We start from the raw sequence: 6,678 nt of genomic DNA on the forward strand, positions 1-6,678 counted from the left end.
AAGTGGTATTTGTTGTACCTGGTACTAAAATTTTAGCAATTTTTAATACCTGTACTTCGCGGTCAAACTCAAAATTAAACGCGTCCCAAGCATTAAAATCGGTCCAACCCACATCAAAATTGACCTGTAACTGGGGTAATATTTTATATTTTATCCCAGTTTGAAAGTGCGCAGGAAAAGTCAAATTCATTGACAACAAACCTTCTTCTTTCTCTGGCATATAACTAGGTAAACCTAAAATTGCCCCTAAAATTTGACCCGTTACAGAGGATTGCAAACCATCATTAATCAAAGAACGCGCACCATTGGCATAAGTCACCTTATATTTGCCTTTTAAGCGCATTTTATCGGCACTTTGATACACCATGCCCCATGCAAAACGCTCGTTTGGCTCCCATAACACACCTAAGTTATAGGTTGGTGATAATGTTTGTTGCAAAGATACATCTAAGTTAGCCGCTTTTTTAAAGGGGCCTAAGCTTTCTTGTGCATTACAAATACCAAATAACAATAAGTCTGTTACTAAGTTAGCCTCCTCTCTAAATGGACCACAAATTTCTTCATCAAACAATCGAAAAACCCCGACTAAAGGGTTCGGGGCTCTAAAGTCTGTATCTAATGCAATCGCTTGATATGACATACCAATGGATAAACCGACAGACAACTCATCATTAATTTTATAAGCTACTGATGGTGATAAATAAGTAATCCGCTCTAATGCAACCTTGCGCCCCATATATACACCAGGATCATCTTGATCGCGATAATAACCTGCAATCATCGGTGCATAAAAAGCATTAGCATAGGTATATTTAGAACCAGGTGGTTTATAAGCAATACCTGCGGTTGGTGCAGTGACTGGGCCGGGTGGCAATTTAATCATTTTATCCAAAACTGGCAAATACAATGCCACACCATCTACTTTAGTATGTGCTGTTTTAAATTCTGAACATAATGGCTCATCATTAACTGGATCATTACAAACAACAGGATCGTCAGAATAACCAAAAACCTCAAAATCTTTAGGCGCAGACAAGTCGGCTTCAAGTGCAAAATCCGCCATCATCAATTGCACATCTAATTGCAAACCATTGATTTTAGTTAAACCCGCAGGATTAAAGTGAATGGCATTAATACCTGGTGGATCGGCTGTTACCGCATTACCCAAACTCAAAGAACGCAAGTCAACCGACATATTTTGGGCTAATTGTGCATGACTAGATACAGAATAAATCGCCGACACTGCCAACGCTAAAGTTGATAATTTAGGTCTTTTTAATATAGAGCCTATCATTTGCTATACCCTTATATTATTCGCTAGCTAAACCCAAAAATTCTAAAGGCATAGAAAGACCCAAGTTTACGTCTGGCGTATCTTCTGATAAGCCAAAACCAACACTAAAATTGACAATGCGTGTTGGACTAGTACGTAAAGACAGCGTGTAATTTAACAATGAAGAAAGCTGTGTGGCAGAATTAAAACTTACCATTTCTGGCTTACCTTCATCATTACTCTGCAAGAAAGTATAACGTGCATTGGTAGATATACTTTGCTGATATGAGGCACTAATTGACACATCATAATTCAAAGAGTATGCCAAACCCACAGAGGTACTCAAGGTTTGGCCTGGAGAGAAACTCTTCAAAGTGCGCCCACTTTGAGCTTGATTTAAGCCACCCATCGCATTACCTGTAGTCAATCCAACAGAACCATACATTACAATAGGATCAATAACCTTGCTAACACTCACACCTGCCGACAAACTATAATACCCTTTACCTGTTGATAAATCTTTTGATGAATTAATTTCGTAAGGGCTGTCGCCTGTTGCTAAAGACAAAGAGCTATATAAAGTTGTTGTAGGTAACCCACGCTTTAAGGGAATTGGCTGCCAACGCATACCTAAGGCAACATCACCCAATCCTACCGTTTCCTTGCCGCCCGCTGTATCCATTTTATAAACCAAAGGTAAGGACAAACTCAGGGTAATGTTATCTTTTAAACCATAAGACACATCCATTGTATTGGTGAAGGAGTGTTGCGAATCATCTTGAATACGTAAACGTTGAATACTTGAACCATTTGGCTCTAAAGCGATATCTATCTGTTTGTCACGATAGTAGCTATAACCCAAATCATAGTTCATGGAATAATTGCCTTTTTTAGACAATGAGTACGTCTTTTCGGCAGATTGAAAAACTTTTTCTAAATCTTTTTCGGCATTAGTGTCAGTAGACTTTTGTTTAAGTGCATCACGTGCTTTATCTGCTGCTGAGCTAGGCTTTGCCTCTGCTGTTGCTTCGCTTTTAGCGTCTGCTGCTTTATTATCTGTTGAATTAGTTTGAGTTGATGCCGAATCTACAGAAGGCTTAACATCACTCGTACTAACAGATGCTGCAACAGGAGTGCTTGCTGCAGTCGCTTCTTCTTCAGCATACGCCATTGAAAAACATAAGCAATTTAAAGCAACTACAACGTGTGGTGTTTTACCCCAGCTTCTCATTGTTGTGATTCCTTATAGGTCTTATCAATTAACAAAGTTAATAAATCGTTTTTATTTAAATTAGCACTTAGTTTAATTTTGCTACAAATTAGCATTACCAACTAAATGATTAGGTATTTGCTGTTTATTTTACAAAAAATAATAACTTAAACAGACTCAATCAAAAGCTTATTTACGGCGATAATACATACGCAATGGCACATCAATAATTTTTTTATCATCAGTAGCCTCTGCATCACTATTAAAGACACGCTGCATCGTTGCCGCTTTATGATAGTCTCCTTCTGCCTGCCGTAAATTATAATCCATCTCCATAAAGGCTAACTGCGTAATTGTGTCATCAGCCACATAACGCATATCATCTTCACTAAGCTCTAAGCCATTTTGTGCTGGATAAAATTCGCTAGGAAAGACCATAAACAAATTACCTTTACCGTCTTTTTTCTCCCAAACCTCATCAAATTTTGCTTCGGTAAAACTAATATTACCTAATGCTGGATCAGCAACATAAAACCGCCCATCCTTATATTTTTTAACAACCACAAAATGCTTAAAATTCATGTAGCTAATAGCCACAATAGCTGGATGCTCGGCTTTTTTTATTTCCTCTAAACTCCCTCTAAAACCATTAGCATTATGACCAAGCGCCATAACCAAACGTTTCATGTCTAACAGCGAAAAACCGCGTCTTTGAACAATTTTATCGTATTCACCAAATTTAAGCATACCATCCATAATTTGCTTTTCTGTGAATTTTCGACCCAAATAGCCATTCAACAAACCTGTTAATGCTGCTGAGCCACAACTATAATCGTAGGTTTGTTTATCAATATTTTTATATTTTTGTTCACTTAACGGAATAGGCGTTTCTACAGGCTCAACCATAAAAGAAGGACTAATCGCACGCACATCAACGGCATGACGATAATAAACACTCGCTGGTTTTTTTTCTGCAACTTCAAAAGCATCATTAGCAAACATATATGCGATTGCTGAGCCGATTGTTAATAAAAACATAACTTTTATTCTAATTGTTGGTTTAAAACGTAAATTTAGGTGTGCCAAACAAGATACTTTATTTTAAACCTTTTTTCACCTTTTTTATGTAATTCAATCGTAGCTTTTAACCTACGCCAGATAACATTGCATATAAAAATACAAATAACTTAACTCAAAAAGTTAATTTTTACCTGCCACTACCACCACTAAGTCCTTAATATTAATATTTTGCAGACCAATCGTTCCCATACTTGCTGCGCTCGCGCCACCCACTTTAATATCGGTCATAGTAATATCCATTTTACCTACACCCGCAGAGTCTCCGCCAAAGTTAGCATGACGAAACATTAAACCTGTCGTATCAATATCAATACCCAAGTCAGTAATATCAAACTCTTCTAACTTTAAACCAAAACGTAGGCTATTAGCCGTGTTTGTGCCATCAATAAACGATACTGTACCAAAATCAATTGTGCCAAAATTACCATTGGTAAACTTAATGAGATTACCTTGACGCTCAAAACCAAGCTGCATATTTAAAATGGTTTTGTTGCTACCCTGTGGCACGATGTCTATATAGTGGCCATAACTATCAACATCGCCACCTGTTCTGCCACCAAAGGTCATTAAGGTGGTTGCTGCGCCACCTGTATTGTTAGCTACCGAAATTTTATCGATATAAAAACGCATTTTGTTGGCACCGCCACCCAATGTTAGGGACACATTAAGCATCGGACTACTTATGCCATTGCCATTATGGTCACCAATCGCATCAATATCAAAACGAATGGTTGGCAACAATAATGTGGTACAACTGCCATTAATGGTAGATTCTGCACAGGTTTTAAAACCAAGATTACTGGCAATTAGCTTACCCGCATTGTTGTAACCTGTGGCAATTGAAGTATCTATACCATTTTTATCAACCAAAGCCACAGAGTTGATGCGTACGCCGTTGTCATCCATTTTCCATAAAATAGAGACACCATCTTGAGCAGACACTGTAGAGAGTTCTTCTTCGGTAATTTGTTCAAGAGCCATAGCCGACGCGCTAAAGCCCAACCCAACAGAAAAGGCTAGTGCATGTTTTAGCATAGTTAAACCTTTTTATTTTTATAGTAATAACATTGCTTTAGTATAGCAGTAATTAGTTTTATTATTTATTTTAGATACAAAAAATTACGGCAGCCTAAGCTGCCGTAATTTTTAGACACATAAACCTAAAACTAGGATTAGTGACCCATGATAACGATTTTGGATTTGCCTAACATTAAGCCAACGATTTGAACGTCGCCAATTACAGAAGCATTCAAATCACCAACTACAGCATTGTTGATAGCAATATCAGCACCCGTTGTACCACCCAATTCGCTAGTAATTACTAAACCGTTGTATGTATCAACACCACCCCATGTGTTAGTAGCAGTGCCACTGTTTACACCATCAGCAGCATCATCAGCTATAGAACCAGCATAGTTAGCAGCAGCAATTAAACCAGCACCTTGTAAACCTGCTGTGTAGGCAGCAGTATTTGCAACTGATACAACGCCATCAACAGCGCCTTGTTGCGTGGTTGTCAAACCAGCATAGGTAGAACCTGCACCAAACTGAATTACTGCTTCTGCATCACGCAAACTAGTCAAGTTGTTTACGAGTCCAACAGCTACTGCAACGGTTTGAATATTACCAGAAGATTTGTTAAAAATAAAGGTATCTTTACCAGCAGTTGTTACTGTTGTTGGCGAAGAAACTCTAGAACCAAAGTCAATCGCTGTTTTGGTTGTTAAATCATTACCACCATTGTCGGTAATTTTGATACTGCTTGCACGGAAGCTACCACCAGAACCTACAGTACCTGTTAATAAATTATCAGCAGTTAATGCAGCAGCACCCTGTTGGTCATATAATGCAAAGTTATTGATAGTTAAGCCACCTGCCAAAGTTGCATCAGCCTTAATCATACCACCTTGAGCTTCGTTACCCAATTGGATAGTCATAGTAGATTCGTTCATCACGATTTCTAAACCATCCAAAATTTTAACTTTGCTATTAGCAACTAAACCAGTACCATCTTGGTTATCTAAGCTGTCAGCATCATTATCAGCACCACCATCCGCATTATAATTATCTGGAGCAGCATTACTGTCAGCCACATAAATATTACCAAGTTTAATTGCTAATTGTGGTTGTTTAATTTCAACACGTAATGATGCCTGATTACCTGAGGTAGTAGCATCTACATCACCAATCATATCAACATTGATTTGAATTGGCTTGTCACCTTTAGACAAAATCACAGTACGATCTGATAATGCAGTAATTGCTGCTTCACCCGGATCTAATGTATCACTGTCACCGTTAAGGTCAATAGCATTACGACCACCACCAATCACTAAAGCACCAGAATTTTTAAGACTAATTGCAGCCTCACCAGCATCACTAGTGTCACCATCACTGTTTAAGTCGATTGCAGCACGAGAGTAACCATCGTCATCATGCACACGGATTTCGCCAATACTTAAACCCTTAAATACCTTTGAACCACTATTAATTGTATCCATTGTAGCAGCTGTTACGCCCATACTAGTTGCTTCTAAGCGAGTAATACGATCTGGAACGATGTTAATGGTGATACCGTCTTGACCAGTTGTAGTAGCCATTGCTTCGTCGTCCATTGCTTCCATAGCAAAGGCACTTACAGAAATTGCGGAAATAGCAGATACTAAAGCGAGTTTTTTTAACATTTTCATGGGGTTTTATCCTCAGGTTTATTTATAGTTTTTGTTACCTTATTTTATTTTTAGGTAACGTTCTATTTGGCCATCAAAAGTTACCACCATTCAATCTTTAGAGCAAGTACTTTAGTCTAAAAATGTGTGAACTGTCCGACAAACGGCATGTTTAACGATGTTAAGGTTGTGTAATTTTGAAGGTCGTTTATTGTGCATTTTTGTAATCAGAAAAACTTGACTTTTGGTGACATACTTCAGCTAATTTTTAGCCTTTATCACTAACACATTTAAACAACAGCATTAAACTACATCGCAATATCTTCTCCTGTATTTTGCTATGCTGCATAAAGGCTAAAAAGACTTACTGAGTCCAATTTTGCACACTTAAACCGTTCCACAAGTCTTACTCAAATCTACTTTTTATAGATTTAATGCTTATTTCT

5 protein-coding genes are annotated in these 6,678 nt (G+C 37.9%); all 5 read right to left on the bottom strand.

Translation table 11 applies throughout. The features are described from left to right. A partial coding sequence (locus Q0212_RS12145) for an OmpP1/FadL family transporter (protein ID WP_367175941.1) occupies positions 1-1,282 on the bottom strand: 1,282 nt, incomplete at its 3' end. A gap of 28 nt (positions 1,283-1,310) precedes the next feature. Further along, positions 1,311-2,504 carry a transporter gene (locus Q0212_RS12150; RefSeq protein WP_297925871.1) on the bottom strand — a complete coding sequence of 398 codons (1,194 nt, stop codon included), beginning with the start codon at positions 2,502-2,504 and terminating at the stop codon, positions 1,311-1,313. Between the two features lie 168 nt (positions 2,505-2,672). Then, on the bottom strand, positions 2,673-3,521 hold the full coding sequence (locus tag Q0212_RS12155; RefSeq protein ID WP_297925873.1) for a C39 family peptidase: 849 nt from the start codon (positions 3,519-3,521) through the stop codon (positions 2,673-2,675). Positions 3,522-3,683: 162 nt separating this feature from the next. Then, positions 3,684-4,598: a hypothetical protein gene (locus Q0212_RS12160; RefSeq protein WP_297925876.1), complete on the bottom strand. Its 915-nt coding sequence runs from the start codon at positions 4,596-4,598 to the stop codon at positions 3,684-3,686. A gap of 137 nt (positions 4,599-4,735) precedes the next feature. After that, complete coding sequence (locus tag Q0212_RS12165) at positions 4,736-6,253, bottom strand: DUF6160 family protein (protein ID WP_297925878.1); 1,518 nt, start codon at positions 6,251-6,253, stop codon at positions 4,736-4,738. Between the last annotated feature and the right edge of the window lie 425 nt (positions 6,254-6,678).

It is taken from the genome of uncultured Agitococcus sp. (assembly GCF_937920075.1).
Taxonomy (GTDB): domain Bacteria; phylum Pseudomonadota; class Gammaproteobacteria; order Pseudomonadales; family Moraxellaceae; genus Agitococcus.